Raw genomic sequence first — 14,524 nt, 5'->3', positions numbered from 1 at the left:
GACTGCCATGAACCTCTCGACGCTGCGCACCGCCTTCAGCGGCCGGCTGCACACCGAGGCCGCCGACATGGCGCCCTTCCTCACCGACTGGCGCGGCAAGTGGACCGGCCGCGCCCTGGCCGTGGCCCAGCCCGACACCACGCAGGACGTGGCCGCCGTGCTGCGCTGGTGCCACCAGCATCGCGTGCCGGTGGTGCCGCAAGGCGGCAACACGGGGCTGTCGGGCGGCTCCACGCCCGATGCCTCCGGCGCGGCGCTGGTGCTGTCGCTCACGCGGCTCACCCGCGTGCGTGCGGTGGACGCGCTCAACAACACGCTGGAGGTCGAGGCCGGCGTGACGCTGCGGCAGGTGCAGGAAGCGGCGGAACAGGCCGGGCGGCTCTTTCCGTTGAGCCTGGCGGCGCAGGGCACCTGCACCATCGGCGGCAACCTCGCGAGCAACGCCGGCGGCGTGCAGGTGCTGCGCTGGGGCAACGCGCGCGAGCTGTGTCTCGGCCTGGAAGTGGTGACGCCGGAAGGCGAGATCTGGAACGGCCTGCGCGCGCTGCGCAAGGACAACACCGGCTACGACCTGCGCGACCTCTTCATCGGCAGCGAGGGCACGCTGGGCATCATCACGGCCGCGACGCTGAAACTCTTCCCTCGCCCCGCTGGCCAGGCGGTGGCCTTCGTCGCAGTGCCGTCGCCGGCGGTGGCCGTGCAGCTGCTGCAGCTGGCGCAGTCGCATCTGGCCTCCACGCTCACGGCCTTCGAGCTGATGAGCGACGCCTGCATCACGCTGGTGGAGAAGCACGTGGACGCGGCACGGCTGCCGCTGGGCGAGCGCTCGCCGTGGTACGTGCTCATCGAGGTCAGCGACCCGGTGAGCGAGGCGCAGGCGGCCGCCGGGCTGGAGTCGCTGCTGGAAGTTGCGCTGGAACAGGAGCTGGCCACGGACGCGGCGCTGTCGTCCAGCCTGGCGCAGCTGCGCGCGCTGTGGGCGCTGCGCGAGGACATCTCCGAGTCGCAGGGTGCCGAAGGCAAGACCATCAAGCACGACATCGCGCTGCCGATCTCGCGCATCGCCGGGTTCGTCGAAGCGACCAGCCGCGAGATCGAAGCCCGCTTTGACGGCGTGCGGCTGGTGGTGTTCGGGCACCTGGGCGACGGCAACCTGCACTTCAACCTCTCGCCCGCCGAGGACCGGCTGGGCAAGGTGCACGAAGCCGCGTTCGTGGCGCTGGAGGGAAGCGTCAACCGCCTGGTGCACGACGCGGTGGTGGCCGCGGGCGGCTCGATCTCGGCCGAGCACGGCCTCGGCGTGCTGCGGCGCGACGAGGCGGCCCGCTACAAGTCCGCCGTCGAAATGAAGCTCATGCGCGCCATCAAGGCCGCGCTCGATCCCTTGAACCTCATGAACCCCGGCAAGCTTTTGCCTGCCCAAGACAACCAAGACCTGGAGACCATGCGATGAGCATGCAACGACGTCAATTCCTGGGTGCCACCGCAGTCGCTGCGGGTGGCGGCCTGTCCCTGCTGGCCACGGCCGCCCGTGCGCAGCCGCTGCCCGACACGGCCCGGCTGTTCGCCGGTTTCGCGGCCGGCGGCACCATCGACGTGACCGCCCGACGCCTGGCCGAGAAGCTGCGGGACGTGGCGGCCAAGGCCGTGGTGGTGGAGAACCGCACCGGCGCGGGCGGGCAGATCGCGCTGTCGGCGCTCAAGGTGGCACCGGCGGACGGGCTGACCCTGGCGGTGTCGCCCATGTCCATGCTGGGCATCTACCCGCACACCTACAAGAAGCTGCCTTATGCCCCGATGACCGACTTCGCGCCGGTCTCGCAGATCGTGCGGCTGGACTTCGGCTTCGCCGTGGGCCCGCTGGTGCCGGAATCGGTGCGCAGCCTCTCGGACTTCGCGGCCTGGTGCAAGGCCAACGGCAGGGACGCCAACTTCGGCAGCCCCGCCGCGGGCTCGGTGCCGCACTTCGTGGGCGAGCTGTTCGGCCGGGCCGCGGGCGTGGATCTCAAGCACGTGCCCTACCGCGGCTCGCAGCCCGCGATCATGGACGTGATCGGCGGCCAGCTCGCCGCTGCCTGCGGTCCCGTGGGCGAGTTCATGCAGCACCTGGCTGCCGGCAAGGTCCGGCTGCTCGCCACCTCCGGCCCCACGCGCAGCCGCTTCGCGCCCAACGCGCCGACTTTCGTCGAGCAGGGCTTCAAGGACATCGTGTACGACGAGTGGTTCGGCGTGTTCGTGCCGGCCAGGACGCCGCAGGACGTCGTCGAGCGGCTCTCGGTGGCCGTGCGCAAGGCGCTGGGTGCGCCGGACCTGGTGGCCGCGCTGGCGCAGATGGGGCTCGAAGCCAAGGGCTCGACGCCCGCCGAGCTGGCGGCCCTGCTGAAGAAGGACACCGAGCGCTGGGCGCCGCTGATCAAGACCATCGGCTTCACCGCCGACGCCTGAGGACCTCATGAGCACGACACTCCTGGACATCGCCGGCATCGCGGTTTCGCCGGACCACTACATCGGCGGCCGGCGCGTGGCCTCCGCCGAGAGCTTCGATCTGTTCAGCCCGATCGACCAACGCCCGCTGGGCCGTATCAGCGAGGGCACCGCGGCGCACGTGGATGCGGCCATCCGCGCCGCGCAGCAGGCCTTCCCGGCCTGGTCGGCGCTCACCGCGGCCGAGCGCAAGCCCTACCTGGACCGCTTCGCCGAGGAGATCGGCAAGCGGGCCGACGACTTCTGCCGGCTGGAGAGCAACGACGCGGGCGTGCTGCTGTCGCGCATGCGCCATGGCGTGGTGCCGCGCGCCATGCTCAACATCACCTGGTTCGCGCAGCACGCGCTGGAGCTGCAGGACCGGCCCATCGACACCGAGCAGGCGCACCACATCGTGCGCCACGACCCGGCCGGGGTGGTGGCGATCATCACGCCCTGGAACGCGCCGCTGATGCTCTCCACCTGGAAGCTCGGCCCGGCGCTGGCCGCGGGCAACACCTGCGTGCTCAAGCCGCCCGAGTGGGCACCGCTGACCTGCTCGCTGCTGGCCGATGCCGCGCACGCGGCGGGGCTACCCCCGGGGGTGTTCAACGTCGTGCAGGGCACGGGCGCCAATACCGGCGCGAAGCTGGTGAGCGATGCGCGCATCGCGCGCGTGTCCTTCACCGGCAGCGTGCCTACCGCCAAGTGGATCGCGCAGGCGGCCGGCGCCAACCTCGTGCCCTGCAGCCTGGAGCTGGGCGGCAAGAGCCCCTTCATCGTGCTGGAGGACGCGGACATCGACAACGCCGCCGCCACCGGCGCGCTGATGTACCGCAATGCCGGGCAGGTGTGCCTGGCGGGCACGCGCTTCCTGGTACACGAGAAGGTGGCTGATCAATTCATCGCCGCGATGCGCGGCTACGTGGAGCGCCTGACCATCGGCGACCCGCGCGAGGAAGCCACCGAGGTGGGCCCAATCATCCACCCGCGCCAGGTCGAGCGCGTGATGGGCTTCATCGAGCGTGCGGTGGCCGGCGGCGCCGAGGTGCTGTGGGGCGGCGCCCGGCATCCCTTCGGCGCGCAGTACGTGCAGCCGACCATGGTCACCAAGCTGCGGCAGGACGATGAGATCGTGCAGAACGAGGTGTTCGGGCCGGTGCTCACGCTGCAGACCTTCGGCAGAGATGACGAGGCCATCGAGCTGGCCAACGGCACCGATTACGGGCTGGGAGGCGTGTGCTACGGCGAGACCGGCCATGCCACGGAAGTCGCGCAGCGGGTGCGCACCGGCTTCATCTGGATCAACAGCTTCGGCATCCGCGACCTGGCGGCGCCCTTCGGCGGCATCAAGCGCTCGGGCGTGGGCCGCGAGGGCGGCGACTGGAGCTTCGAGTTCTTCTGCGACATCAAGGATGTCGTGGTGCCCAAGAAACCTTTCCGGGCCAGCTTCAGCCAGCGCTGAGCCCGTCAACGACATCAAGGAATCATCATCATGGGACAGATCGTTGGCGCAGCCGTCGTCTCGCACCACCCCGGCCTGATGCAGTGCGAGGAGTTTCGCCGCGCCATGGGCGCTGGCGAGGACTCGGACCTGATCGCCGGCTTCGCACGCTTGAGGGACAAGATCACGGCCGCCAGGCCGGACGTGGTCGTGATCCTGGACTCGCACTGGTTCACCACCGGCTACCACCTGGTGGACGGCGGTGCGCGCTACCAAGGCAGCTACATCTCGGACGAGATGCCCTGGTACCTGCATGGCGTGCCTTACGACTACCGTGGCCATCCTGGGCTCGCGCTGGCCATCGAGGCCGTGTCGCGCGAGCAGGGCGGCTACAACCGCGCCGTCTGCCATCCCGAGCTGGGCCGGCAGTACGCCAGCATCAACCTCATCAAGCAGCTGCGCCTGGAGATCAGCGACACGCCGGTGGTGAGCGTGAGTTCCTGCCAGAACTGCGAGTGGCCGCACTTCCTGAAGTCCGGCGAGGCCATCGGCGAGGCGATCCGCCGCAGCGACCTGAAGGTCGTGCTGCTGGCTTCCGGCGCGCTGAGCCACAAGTTCAACGGCATCGACTGGCAGCCCAAGCACCCGCGCATCTTCCACGAGAGCAACGTCTCGCGGCCCGAGAACATCGAGAGCGACAAGGGCGCCATTGAGCTGTTCAAGCAGGGGCGGCACGACCTCATCCTGGAGCGCTGGGACGACGAGTACCGCAAGCTGCCCTGGGAGGCCTTCGGCGCACACTACCTGCAGATGCTCGGCGCCATGGGCGGTGAGGCTTGCCGGGCCAGGGGCGAGCCGCTGTCGGCCTATGAGAACGCGCGGGGCACCGGCAACATCCACATCTGGTTCGACACCACGGGAAGCGCGGCATGAATTTCGAGTTTCCGCTGAAGGGACTGCCGGCCGTGATGCGCGGCCCGCGCGTGGAGCGCCGCCGCGTGCTGGTGGGCGGCAGCGCGTTCTGGGGCACGATGGTCGAGGAGGGCCCGGACCGCGGCCGGCTGCGCCTGGACGACGGGCGCCTGCTCGACGCCGACGGTGCGACCTACCTGCCGCCGGTCAGTCCCAGCAAGATCATCGCGGTGCACATCTCGTACAGCTCGCGCAGCTTCGAGACGCGCAACAAGGCGCGGCCTACCGAGACGCCGACCTACTTCACCAAGCCGCCGACCTCGCTCAACGGGCACAAGGGGCAGATCCTCAAGCCCGCGGACTGCAAGTACCTCAACTACGAGGGCGAGTACGCGGTGGTGATCGGCCGCACGGCGCGCAACGTCACGCCAGATGAGGCGTGGGACTGCATCGAGGGCTTCTGCCCGGCGCTGGACATGGGTCTGCAGGACTTCCGCGACACCGACCAGGGCTCGATGCTGCGCGTCAAGGGCGCCGACACGCTGCTGCCCATCGGACCGGGCATCGTGCGCGGCGTGAACCTGTTCGAGCAGACGCTGCGCACCTACGTCAACGGGCTGGTGGTGCAGGAGGCCCACATCGGCGAGGAGACGATCTGGGGGCCGCACTACGTCATTGCCGACATCGCGCGCCACATCACGCTGGTGCCGGGCGACGTGATCCTGATGGGCACGCCCTGCCACTCGCGCAGCGTCGATCCGGGGCAGGTCGTGGAATGCGAGATCACGGGCATCGGCCGCATCAGCGGCACGGTCACCGCGGTCGATGCGCCGCGTGCTGCAGCGCTCGGCGTGGGCCACCAGCCCACCGACAGTCCCGAGGTGCGGCGCGTGGCGCTGGGCTTCGACGAGCGGGTGCCGGATCGTTTCAAGGACAACCTGCGCCGGGCCAAGGAGGGTGCTCAATGAAGGTCTGCATCGTCGGCGCCGGCGCGATCGGCGGCTTCATCGGCACGCGGCTGGCGGCGGCGGGCCGCGCGGACGTCAGCGCCGTGGCGCGCGGCGCCACGCTGGCGGCGCTGCGCGAGCACGGCTGGCGGATGGATACGGCGCAGGGCCGGGTCACGGGACCCGTGCGGGCCAGCGACCGCGCCGAGGCGCTGGGTGTGCAGGACCTGGTGGTCATCGCGGTCAAGGGCCCGGCGCTGACCTCGGTCGCGCAGGGCATCGCGCCGCTGCTGGGGCCGGACACGCTGGTGCTGCCGGCGATGAACGGCGTGCCCTGGTGGTTCTGCCAGGGCCAGCCCGGCTTCGAGGCGCCGCTGCAGAGCGTGGACCCGGGCGGCGTCATCGCGCAGGCCATCCCGTTCGACAGCGTGGTCGGCTGCGTGGTGCATGCCAGCACCTCCACGCCCGAGCCGGGCCTGGTGCAGCACCGCATGGGCGATGGTTTGATCGTCGGCGAGCCACGTGGCGGCAAGAGCGGGCGCGTGCAGGCCGTGGCGGACCTGCTGGCGCAGGCCGGCTTCAACGTCACGCACTCGGCCGACGTGCGCTATGACATCTGGTACAAGCTCTGGGGCAACCTGACCATGAACCCGGTGAGCGCCATCACCGGCGCCACCATCGACCGACTGCTGGCCGACCCGCTGGTGCGCGGCTTCTGCTCTGCGGCCATGCAGGAGGCCGCGGCCATCGGCGAGCGCATTGGTTGCGCCATCAGCCAGAACGCCGAGGACCGCCACGCCGTCACGGCCAAGCTGGGCGCCTTCAAGACCTCGATGCTGCAGGACGTGGAAGCGGGGCGGGCCATCGAGCTCGACGCCATCGTGGGCGCGGTGCACGAGATCGGCAGCCGACTGGGCATGCCCATGCCCAGCATCGATGCACTGCTGGGGCTCACGCGGCTGTTCGCCCGCGTGCATGGCCTGTATCCGGAGGCCTGAGGACATGGACATCAGGCGCAACTACATCGGCGGCAAGTGGATCGAGGGCAGCTCCGCCGGAGAGAACATCAACCCGTCCGACACGCGCGACGTGATCGGGCTGTACGCACGCGCCAGCCAGGCGCAGGCGCTGGACGCCATTGGCGCGGCGCATGCGGCCTTGCCCAAGTGGGCGGCAGCCACGCCGCAGCAGCGTGCCGACGTGCTCGACGCCGTGGGTAGCGAGGTCGCCGCGCGCAAGGCGGAGCTGGCGGACCTGCTGGCGCGCGAGGAAGGCAAGGCGCTGGCCGATGCCACGGGCGAGGTGACGCGCGCGGCGCAGATCTTCAAGTTCTTCGCCGGCGAGGCGCTGCGCATCCCGGGCGAGCTGCTGGCGTCGACGCGGCCGGGCATGAGCGTGGAGATCACGCGCGAGCCCGTGGGCGTGGTGAGCATCATCACGCCGTGGAACTTTCCCATCGCCATTCCGGCGTGGAAGATCGCCCCGGCGCTGGCCTATGGCAACACGGTGGTGTTCAAGCCGGCGGAGCTGGTGCCCGGCAGTGCCTGGGCGCTGGCCGAGATCCTCAGCCGCGCCGGGCTGCCCGCGGGAACGTTCAACCTGGTGATGGGGCGCGGGCGCGACATCGGCGACACGCTGCTGCAGGACCCGCGCGTGGCGGCGGTGACTTTCACTGGCTCCGAGGCCACGGGCCGCAAGGTGGCGGCCACCTGCGTGACGCGCCGTGGCGCGATGGCCAAGTTCCAGCTGGAGATGGGCGGCAAGAACCCGCTGGTGGTGCTGGACGATGCCGACCTCGACGTGGCCGTGAGCTGCGCCGTCAACGGCGCCTACTTCGGCACTGGGCAGCGCTGCACGGCCAGCTCGCGCCTGGTGGTGAGCGCGGGCATCCACGACCGCTTCGTGGCCGCCATGGTCGATCGACTGGCCACCTTGAAGGTGGGCGACGCGCGCAATCCGGGCACCGTGATCGGGCCGGTGGTTGATGCGCAGCAGCTGCGGCAGGACCTGGACTACATCGCCATCGGCCGCGAGGAGGGTGCCACGCTGGCCTTCGGCGGTCAGGCGCTGCAGAGCGTGGACGGCCAGCCCGGGCACTACCTGCAGCCGGCGCTGTTCACCGGTACGAGCAATGCCATGCGCATCAACCGGGAGGAGATCTTCGGCCCGGTGGCGAGCGTCATCCGGGTGCGGGATGCCGATGAGGCCCTTGCTGTGGCCAACGACACCGAGTTCGGCTTGTCGGCGGGCGTGTGCACGACCTCGCTCCGGATGGCCGCCCACTTCAAGCGCGAGCTGCAGGCCGGCATGGTGATGGTCAACGCGCCGACCGCGGGCGTGGATGCGCATGTGCCCTTCGGCGGGCGCAAGGGATCGAGCTACGGGCCGCGTGAGCAAGGCCGGCATGCGGCCGAGTTCTACACGAGCGTGAAGACGACCTATCTGCAACCTTGAGAGAAACGACATGAAGGTATTGGTGCCCGTGAAGCGGGTGGTGGACTACAACGTCAAGGTCCGGGTGAAGAGCGACGGCAGCGGCATGGACCTCGCCGGCTTGAAGATGAGCATGAACCCCTTCGACGAGATCGCCGTCGAAGAGGCCGTGCGGCTCAAGGAGAAGGGCGCCGCCACCGAGGTCGTCGCAGTCTCCTGCGGCGCGAGCGCATGCCAGGAAACGCTGCGCACGGCACTGGCCATCGGCGCGGACCGCGCCATCCTGGTCGAGACCGACGCCGAGTTGCAGCCGCTGGCCGTGGCCAAGATCCTCAAGGCGCTTGTGGACAAGGAACAGCCCGGCCTGGTGCTCCTGGGCAAGCAGGCGATCGATGGCGACAACAACCAGACCGGCCAGATGCTGGCGGCCATCGCCGACCTGCCGCAGGCCACCTTCGCCTCCAAGGTCGAAGTTCTGGAGGGCAAGGCCCAGGTGAAGCGCGAGGTGGACGGCGGCCTGGAGACGGTGGAAGTCGCGCTGCCGGCGGTCGTCACGACCGACCTGCGCCTGAACGAGCCGCGCTACGTGACGCTGCCCAACATCATGAAGGCCAAGAAGAAGCCGATGGAGACGGTGAAGCCGGCGGACCTGGGCGTGGATGTGGCGCCGCGGATCAGGACGGTGAAGGTCGGGGAGCCGCCCAAGCGCGGCGCGGGCGTGAAGGTGCCCGACGTGGCCACGCTGGTGGACAAGCTCAAGAGCGAAGCCAAGGTGATCTGACATGACTTCCCTCGTCATCGCCGAACACGACAACGCGCAGCTCAAGGGCGCGACCCTCAACACCATCACCGCCGCGGCCGCTTGCGGCGGCGAGGTGCACGTGCTGGTGGCCGGCGAGAACGCCGCTGCCGTGGCGCAGGCCGCCGCGCAGGTGCAGGGCGTGGCCAAGGTGCTCCACGCCGACGCGCCCGCGCTGGGCACACAGCTGGCGGAGAACGTGGCCGCCCAGGTGCTGGCCGTGGCAGGCGCCTACAGCCACATCCTGTTCCCCTCCACCGCCAACGGCCGCAACGCCGCCCCGCGCGTGGCGGCCAAGCTCGACGTGGCGCAGCTCAGCGACGTCACCAAGGTGCTGTCGGCCGACACCTTCGAGCGCCCGATCTACGCCGGCAACGCCATCGCCACGGTGCAGAGCGCCGACGCGGTGAAGGTGGTCACCGTGCGCACCACGGGCTTCGACGCTGCGCCCGCCACCGGCGGCAACGCCGCGGTCGAAAGCCTGGCTGCGGTGGGTGACAGCGGCAAGAGCGCCTTCGTCGGCCGCGAGCTGACCAAGAGCGACCGCCCCGAGCTGACCGCCGCCAAGATCATCGTGTCGGGCGGCCGGGCGCTGGGCTCGGCCGAGAAGTTCACCGAAGTGCTCACGCCGCTGGCCGACAAGCTGGGTGCGGCGCTGGGCGCCTCGCGCGCCGCGGTGGACGCGGGCTACGCGCCCAACGACTGGCAGGTGGGCCAGACCGGCAAGATCGTCGCGCCGAGCCTGTACATCGCCTGCGGTATCAGCGGTGCGATCCAGCACCTGGCGGGCATGAAGGACTCCAAGGTGATCGTGGCGATCAACAAGGACCCGGAGGCGCCGATCTTCAGCGTGGCCGACTACGGCCTGGAAGCCGACGTGTTCGAGGCCGTGCCGGCGCTCACCGCGGCCTTGGCGTGAGGCCGGTCCGGCCTGGCCCTCACTGGCCTACCGCGGTCCGGCAGTCCTGACGACGTCCAGGATGTAGGTGACGTTCAGGTCGAAGTTGGCGCTGGGGTTCTTCGCCGTGAACTGCAGGACGTGGCGGCCCGGGGACAGCCGCTCCAGGCGGGCGTAGTAGCCGTCGTCCACCGAGGGGCCGTACACGCCCGCGGGCGAGTCGCCGTTGCACGGGTTCAGGAAGAGGTTGTCCGCCGGCAGCACGGCGACGAAGGGCTCCGAGCGCACCCTGCGCAGCTTGGGCACGGGACGGCTGTCCAGCGTCAGCGTCATCTGGGTGACACCATCGATGAACGCTGCGTTGTTGGCGCGCATCTCATGCACGCTCAACGGGCCTGTCTGCCCGCAGACACCCGGGGTGTTGACCTGCACCGAGTTGACGACCGGGAAGAACAGCGTCACCCCCGCCGGCACGCTGCAGTGGCGGGTGACGGTACCCAGTCCGAAGGTGCCTGCCAGGAACCACAGCGGGCCGCGCTGGCCGACCATGCAGTGCGCACCGCTGGTGTCGGCCAGCGGGTTGGTGGAGGTGGGTATGGACAGGGCCCACTGCCACCATTTCGCACTGGTTGCCTCGTAATCGAAGCGGTTGTCTTCATGCGCGCTGCCGGCGTTGGGCAGCGCCAGTGCCGTGGCGACGCTCAGGGCGACAAGGCTGTAGCGAATGCGTTGCATAGGGGACCCCCGTGGTTGACCAGGTACGCTCACCCGAAGACGTGAAGGCCCAAGGCCGCGGCTCGTGAGCGCGGGCGGATGCCGGCGGCTTGGCCGGCCCGGTGTGTGCCGGGCGTCGGCCATGGTCAATACGGGAGCCGGCCGTGGATTGCGAAAGCGCAAGGCACGGGGCTGTCGTGTGCAGCCATCCCGCGCACGCGGGGGCCTGGGCCGAAGCGCCCGGCCGCGGACGGGCTCAGGCCTGCCCGGGCAGCCCTTCCTGCAGCGCGCCCCAGGCCTGCAGCGCGCGCGGCTTGGTACCCTCGGCGCGGCGGTACAGCCGCGTCTCCAGCGCCAGCTCCCAGCTTGCGTCGCCCGCGGGGACCAGCTCGCCGCTGTCGAGCTCGCGCTTGATGAGGCTGCTGGGCATCCAGGCCACGCCGTGGCCGGCCTTGACCATGGGCTTCAAGCCTTCCGCGATCGGGTTCTGGTAGCAGCAGCGCAGGTACACGCCGTGGTGCTGGCGCTGCTTGAGCGCGAAGTCGGCAGCCTGGCCCAGCATGGTGTCCGGCCCGTAGGCCAGGTAGGGCAGAGGCTCGCGCCGCGTGCCGGGCAGGGCGAACAGCGGCTGGCCGTTCGCGCCGGCCTTGCTCACGGGCAGGAAGCGCTCGGTGCTCAGCAGCACGGAGGGGAAGCGCTCCGGGTCCAGCGCGGCCGACACGGCCGGATGCGCATAGGACAGCATCAGGTCGCAGCTGCCTTCCACGAGGGCGCGCACGCAGCCGTGCAGGTTGTCGGGCACCAGGCGCACGTCGAAGGGACCGATGCGCTGCTGGCAGGCCTGCAGCCACTGCGGGAAGCACACCACCGACAGCGTCTGCAGCGAGTTGATGGTCACGGCGTCGCTGCTGGGCTGCAGCCGGTCGCGCAGGTCGTCGCGCACCTCCAGCAGCTGGCTCACCACCTCCTCGGCGGTGTCGCGGAACACCAGTCCGGCCGGGGTGAGCGAGGTGGGGTAGGCGCTGCGGTCCACCAGCGGCACGCCCACCCACAGCTCCAGCGCCTTGATGCGCCGGCTCAGGGCCGACTGGGTGCAGAAGCGCTCGGCGGCCGTGCGCGAGAAGCTGCGCGTGCGCGACAGGCTCAAAAGGTCTTCAAGCCACTTGAGTTCCATGAAGGGTTCATCGTCCTGGGCGTAGGGAACGGCGCACCCGGGTGTGGCCCGGCACGCCGCGTGGCCCGGCGCGCGGGCGGCCTCGTGGGCCGTGGCGCCGGGTGGGCGGATTGTCCTGCACCGCAAGCCGCGGCCATGAGCGTGCGAGAACACGCCAGCCCGATAGGCGACCCGTGTCGGGAGGGCAGTGCGGACGAAAAATTCAATGGGCGTTGCCGGCAGGCCGGCTCATGGCCGGGGCGTATGCTGGGCCGCGCCCGCCGGAGTCCTTCGCGGCGGCAACTGGAGAAGCCATGCATCAAGACCAGGCCGCCGGGTTCTGGAACACCGTCCAGGCCCATGCCGATGTGCTGCGTGCGCCTGCGCATCTCCCGCCCGAGAGCGTGGAGTGGGGCGAAGCCGTCGAGGCGGCAATCGACAAGCTGGACGCGATCGACACCGCCGCCCGGGACTTCGACGAGCACCTGTCGGTGGAGATCAACCAGGTGCCGACGGGAGGGGGCAGCACGGTGCTGCTGGCCATCAGCTGCGGATGCGATCCCGCGGGCATGGCCGCGGCGCGCACGCTGGTGGAGGCCGCACCTGAACTGCCGCCCGGGCTGAGCGCCTGTGCCTTCAAGCCCCCGGTGCCGCGCGAGGTGGCCGAAAGCCAGGGCCCGATGGACCTGGCCGGCAAGGCGCTGGACGTGACGGCGTTGCGGTACATGGCCAAGCCCAGCGAGGCCGAGCCGGGCGCTTTCGACATCGCCTGCTTCGTGCCCTCGGGCGCGGTCACGGACATGGACCAGGGCGTGCCGGGCTCGCTGGCCTCGCAGCTGGTGCTGGGCATGGGCATCGGCGAGCTCAAGCTCATGACCAAGGTGGCCCGCATCGGCGTGGCCGTGACGGATGCGCCGCCGGCCGGTGCCGTCACATCCTGGGAGCTGGACGAACTGCTTGGGCCGTAGCACGGCTTCCAGCATCCGCTTGGCCTGATGGCCGCCTTGGCACTGCGAGGCAAAGGGCCAGTGTTCTTGCCCGGATAAAGGAGTAGCCTGTCGAGGGGACGCGGATCGAGCGTGTTCCTACAAGGCCGATGCTCTCGTGAGACCAGGCGCAGCCTCTGATCAACAAGGTTGAGCTCACATCACGCGGTCCCAGGGACCGGGCAAGGCGGCTGTCATGGACGTGTTCGGCCAATCTGCGCTGGAGCGCGATGGCGCGCAGGCTGCATCGCGCGGTGCAAGCTGGCGATCCAACCCCTTCCTTCTGCGCGAGAACATGCCGCAGGCCACGGGCGAGTCACTGGCAGACTGGTCCGGCCGGCACGATGCGTGGCAACGGGGCTTCGAGGGGTACTTCCAGCTCGGCCCGGACTTCGCCCAGCGCCGCAAGGAGCCCTTGACCCCGGCGCTGCTGACCACCCTGGTACAGCGCCGGATGCACTGGCTCCTCAGCGCCCGCACCCCCGTGGCCGTGCTTCCGCAAACGCTGTTGCAGATCCCGGTGCCGACCGAGCACGCGCGCGACGAGGTCGGCCGGAACTGGAACATGGAGCGCCTGGAGCACGGCGCGCGGCAGGACGCCCAACTGGAAGCCGAGTTCCGGTCCGTCGTCGAGCGACTGCGTTGCCAGTACGACCTTGCGGCGTCTCAGGGCACGGGTCCGTGCACCCAGGGCGCGCTGGACGCGGCGGGCCCGTCAACGTGCCCGGTGCCGGCGGACGAGAGCCAGCAGCACATGCATGAACTGGGTGTGCGGCGCGTTGGCTGGCACTACGAATACCGGGGCTACCGATACGACCGACTGGCCGATGCCATGGCCTACGCGCAACTGCCCAGGAACATCAGCGGCCTCCAGGCGCGGGCCCATGCGTCCCTTGCCCCCGACGAGCCGCCCCGACTGCCAGGCACCGATGAGCTGGCCCAGATGGCTGCCTGGGGCATCGGCTTCGATGCCGGCATCTACAGGCTCGGGCGCTACCGCTACGAGCGCCTGGCCGACGCAGTGGCCTATGCCGTGCATGCTGCGCCGGCAGCGCAGGGCTGAATGAAACGCGCAAACCAGGAGCCCACACCATGCCAAGACCATCCCATTCACCTCCCGCATCCCGGCGCGAGGCCTTGCGCGACGGCCTGCCGGTCACCGCCGGGTTGCTCAAGCAACGGCTTGCCTGCGACATACCGGCTGGCTACCTTGAAGACTACCTGGCACTGGACTGGCTGGAGTGGCATGGGGGCTCGCTGCGGTTGACGATCACGGGCCACAACATTTGCCAGGGCGCCACCTCTGGGCGCAACAAGCCCGGCTGATCGTTGGTCAGCGCTGGCAGCGGCCTGCATGGCCTGCACACAAGACCTTGCCAAGCAGCCGTTACATCAAGAGTGGTACATTTCCAACCTGGCACTTGCGGCCGGAGGTCTTCCCAAAAGGATTGACGCCATCGCGCAGGTGCTCGGATCACGAGTTGATCTCTCTCCTTTTCCAGGGCTGCTGATTGCTACGGCGATCTCGACGTTCTGGTTGCCCCAGGCCGGCAGCGAATACCCCTGCCAGCCCGCGCCCGGACCGAGTTCATCCGCCGCCAGCGTGCGCTTTGCGCGCTGTTCCTGCCAGCCCTGCTCGGCCTCGTTGAAGGTTCGGGCGATTGAAAGTACCTCATCGATTCCTCCATCCAGGTAGGCAAGTACCTTGTCTCCCCGCTGACCCGCCCCGCAGGGCTGGGTCGTCATGCCTCGTCCGTCTCCATTCGCAGCGGGCG

Annotated in this window: 15 protein-coding genes; 12 read left to right on the top strand and 3 right to left on the bottom strand. The window is 69.9% G+C overall.

Annotated elements, in window-relative coordinates; translation table 11 throughout:
* Positions 1 to 7 precede the first annotated feature (7 nt).
* The 9 genes from H537_RS0109150 to H537_RS0109110 are packed head-to-tail and all read left to right on the top strand — an operon-like array spanning position 8 to position 9,917.
* A complete protein-coding gene (locus H537_RS0109150; protein WP_028997671.1) occupies positions 8 to 1,453 on the top strand; it encodes an FAD-binding oxidoreductase in 1,446 nt (481 codons plus the stop codon).
* Positions 1,450 to 2,445, top strand: coding sequence for a Bug family tripartite tricarboxylate transporter substrate binding protein (locus H537_RS0109145; RefSeq protein ID WP_028997670.1), 996 nt, complete (start codon positions 1,450 to 1,452; stop codon positions 2,443 to 2,445). Before H537_RS0109150 ends, H537_RS0109145 begins: the two co-directional genes overlap by 4 nt.
* Before the next feature lie 7 nt (positions 2,446 to 2,452).
* Complete coding sequence (locus tag H537_RS0109140; protein ID WP_028997669.1) at positions 2,453 to 3,928, top strand: aldehyde dehydrogenase; 1,476 nt, start codon at positions 2,453 to 2,455, stop codon at positions 3,926 to 3,928.
* A gap of 30 nt (positions 3,929 to 3,958) precedes the next feature.
* Positions 3,959 to 4,840, top strand: a complete 882-nt coding sequence (locus H537_RS0109135; protein WP_028997668.1) for a DODA-type extradiol aromatic ring-opening family dioxygenase — start codon at positions 3,959 to 3,961, stop codon at positions 4,838 to 4,840.
* The gene (locus H537_RS0109130; RefSeq protein ID WP_028997667.1) at positions 4,837 to 5,787 is read left to right on the top strand and encodes a fumarylacetoacetate hydrolase family protein; all 951 of its coding nucleotides are present in this window, start codon (positions 4,837 to 4,839) and stop codon (positions 5,785 to 5,787) included. The genes H537_RS0109135 and H537_RS0109130 overlap by 4 nt, the downstream gene beginning before the upstream one ends.
* Positions 5,784 to 6,764 carry a 2-dehydropantoate 2-reductase gene (locus H537_RS0109125; protein WP_028997666.1) on the top strand — a complete coding sequence of 327 codons (981 nt, stop codon included), beginning with the start codon at positions 5,784 to 5,786 and terminating at the stop codon, positions 6,762 to 6,764. The genes H537_RS0109130 and H537_RS0109125 overlap by 4 nt, the downstream gene beginning before the upstream one ends.
* 10 nt (positions 6,765 to 6,774) lie before the next feature.
* Positions 6,775 to 8,220 carry an aldehyde dehydrogenase family protein gene (locus H537_RS0109120; protein ID WP_028997665.1) on the top strand — a complete coding sequence of 482 codons (1,446 nt, stop codon included), beginning with the start codon at positions 6,775 to 6,777 and terminating at the stop codon, positions 8,218 to 8,220.
* A 10-nt stretch (positions 8,221 to 8,230) separates the two neighbouring features.
* A complete protein-coding gene (locus H537_RS0109115) occupies positions 8,231 to 8,980 on the top strand; it encodes an electron transfer flavoprotein subunit beta/FixA family protein (protein ID WP_028997664.1) in 750 nt (249 codons plus the stop codon).
* Position 8,981: 1 nt separating this feature from the next.
* A complete protein-coding gene (locus H537_RS0109110) occupies positions 8,982 to 9,917 on the top strand; it encodes an electron transfer flavoprotein subunit alpha/FixB family protein (protein ID WP_028997663.1) in 936 nt (311 codons plus the stop codon).
* A 27-nt stretch (positions 9,918 to 9,944) separates the two neighbouring features.
* Here the strand turns inward: H537_RS0109110 and H537_RS49015 are convergent, their stop codons facing one another.
* Complete coding sequence (locus H537_RS49015) at positions 9,945 to 10,631, bottom strand: hypothetical protein (protein ID WP_051242235.1); 687 nt, start codon at positions 10,629 to 10,631, stop codon at positions 9,945 to 9,947.
* Positions 10,632 to 10,866: 235 nt separating this feature from the next.
* The gene (locus H537_RS0109100) at positions 10,867 to 11,784 is read right to left on the bottom strand and encodes a LysR family transcriptional regulator (RefSeq protein ID WP_028997662.1); all 918 of its coding nucleotides are present in this window, start codon (positions 11,782 to 11,784) and stop codon (positions 10,867 to 10,869) included.
* 293 nt (positions 11,785 to 12,077) lie between these two features.
* On the opposite strand from H537_RS0109100, the gene H537_RS0109095 reads away from it, so the two are divergent.
* The 3 genes from H537_RS0109095 (at position 12,078) to H537_RS41995 (ending at position 14,075) form a co-directional block, all read left to right on the top strand.
* A complete protein-coding gene (locus tag H537_RS0109095) occupies positions 12,078 to 12,731 on the top strand; it encodes a hypothetical protein (RefSeq protein ID WP_028997661.1) in 654 nt (217 codons plus the stop codon).
* Positions 12,732 to 12,945: 214 nt separating this feature from the next.
* Positions 12,946 to 13,812 (top strand): CrpP-related protein, encoded by an 867-nt coding sequence (locus H537_RS52485; RefSeq protein WP_043458448.1) that lies wholly within the window; start codon positions 12,946 to 12,948, stop codon positions 13,810 to 13,812.
* 74 nt (positions 13,813 to 13,886) lie between these two features.
* Positions 13,887 to 14,075 (top strand): hypothetical protein, encoded by a 189-nt coding sequence (locus H537_RS41995; RefSeq protein WP_238446640.1) that lies wholly within the window; start codon positions 13,887 to 13,889, stop codon positions 14,073 to 14,075.
* A gap of 66 nt (positions 14,076 to 14,141) precedes the next feature.
* On the opposite strand, the gene H537_RS52480 is transcribed toward H537_RS41995, so the two are convergent.
* On the bottom strand, positions 14,142 to 14,495 hold the full coding sequence (locus H537_RS52480; protein WP_156901563.1) for a hypothetical protein: 354 nt from the start codon (positions 14,493 to 14,495) through the stop codon (positions 14,142 to 14,144).
* Positions 14,496 to 14,524 lie beyond the last annotated feature (29 nt).

The sequence above is a fragment of the Azohydromonas australica DSM 1124 genome (genome assembly GCF_000430725.1).
GTDB classification, from domain to species: Bacteria; Pseudomonadota; Gammaproteobacteria; order Burkholderiales; family Burkholderiaceae_C; genus Azohydromonas; species Azohydromonas australica.
This window is presented reverse-complemented; position numbering and strand designations above follow the sequence as displayed.

Excerpts from the sequence above, each read along its gene's own strand:
- H537_RS0109150 (WP_028997671.1), top strand. The coding sequence starts at position 8 with ATGAACCTCTCGACGCTGCGCACCGCCTTCAGCGGCCGGCTGCACACC.
- H537_RS0109145 (WP_028997670.1), top strand. The coding sequence starts at position 1,450 with ATGAGCATGCAACGACGTCAATTCCTGGGTGCCACCGCAGTCGCTGCG.
- H537_RS0109140 (WP_028997669.1), top strand. The coding sequence starts at position 2,453 with ATGAGCACGACACTCCTGGACATCGCCGGCATCGCGGTTTCGCCGGAC.
- H537_RS0109135 (WP_028997668.1), top strand. The coding sequence starts at position 3,959 with ATGGGACAGATCGTTGGCGCAGCCGTCGTCTCGCACCACCCCGGCCTG.
- H537_RS0109130 (WP_028997667.1), top strand. The coding sequence starts at position 4,837 with ATGAATTTCGAGTTTCCGCTGAAGGGACTGCCGGCCGTGATGCGCGGC.
- H537_RS0109125 (WP_028997666.1), top strand. The coding sequence starts at position 5,784 with ATGAAGGTCTGCATCGTCGGCGCCGGCGCGATCGGCGGCTTCATCGGC.
- H537_RS0109115 (WP_028997664.1), top strand. The coding sequence starts at position 8,231 with ATGAAGGTATTGGTGCCCGTGAAGCGGGTGGTGGACTACAACGTCAAG.
- H537_RS0109110 (WP_028997663.1), top strand. The coding sequence starts at position 8,982 with ATGACTTCCCTCGTCATCGCCGAACACGACAACGCGCAGCTCAAGGGC.
- H537_RS49015 (WP_051242235.1), bottom strand. The coding sequence starts at position 10,631 with ATGCAACGCATTCGCTACAGCCTTGTCGCCCTGAGCGTCGCCACGGCA.
- H537_RS0109100 (WP_028997662.1), bottom strand. The coding sequence starts at position 11,784 with ATGGAACTCAAGTGGCTTGAAGACCTTTTGAGCCTGTCGCGCACGCGC.
- H537_RS0109095 (WP_028997661.1), top strand. The coding sequence starts at position 12,078 with ATGCATCAAGACCAGGCCGCCGGGTTCTGGAACACCGTCCAGGCCCAT.
- H537_RS52485 (WP_043458448.1), top strand. The coding sequence starts at position 12,946 with ATGGACGTGTTCGGCCAATCTGCGCTGGAGCGCGATGGCGCGCAGGCT.
- H537_RS52480 (WP_156901563.1), bottom strand. The coding sequence starts at position 14,495 with ATGACGACCCAGCCCTGCGGGGCGGGTCAGCGGGGAGACAAGGTACTT.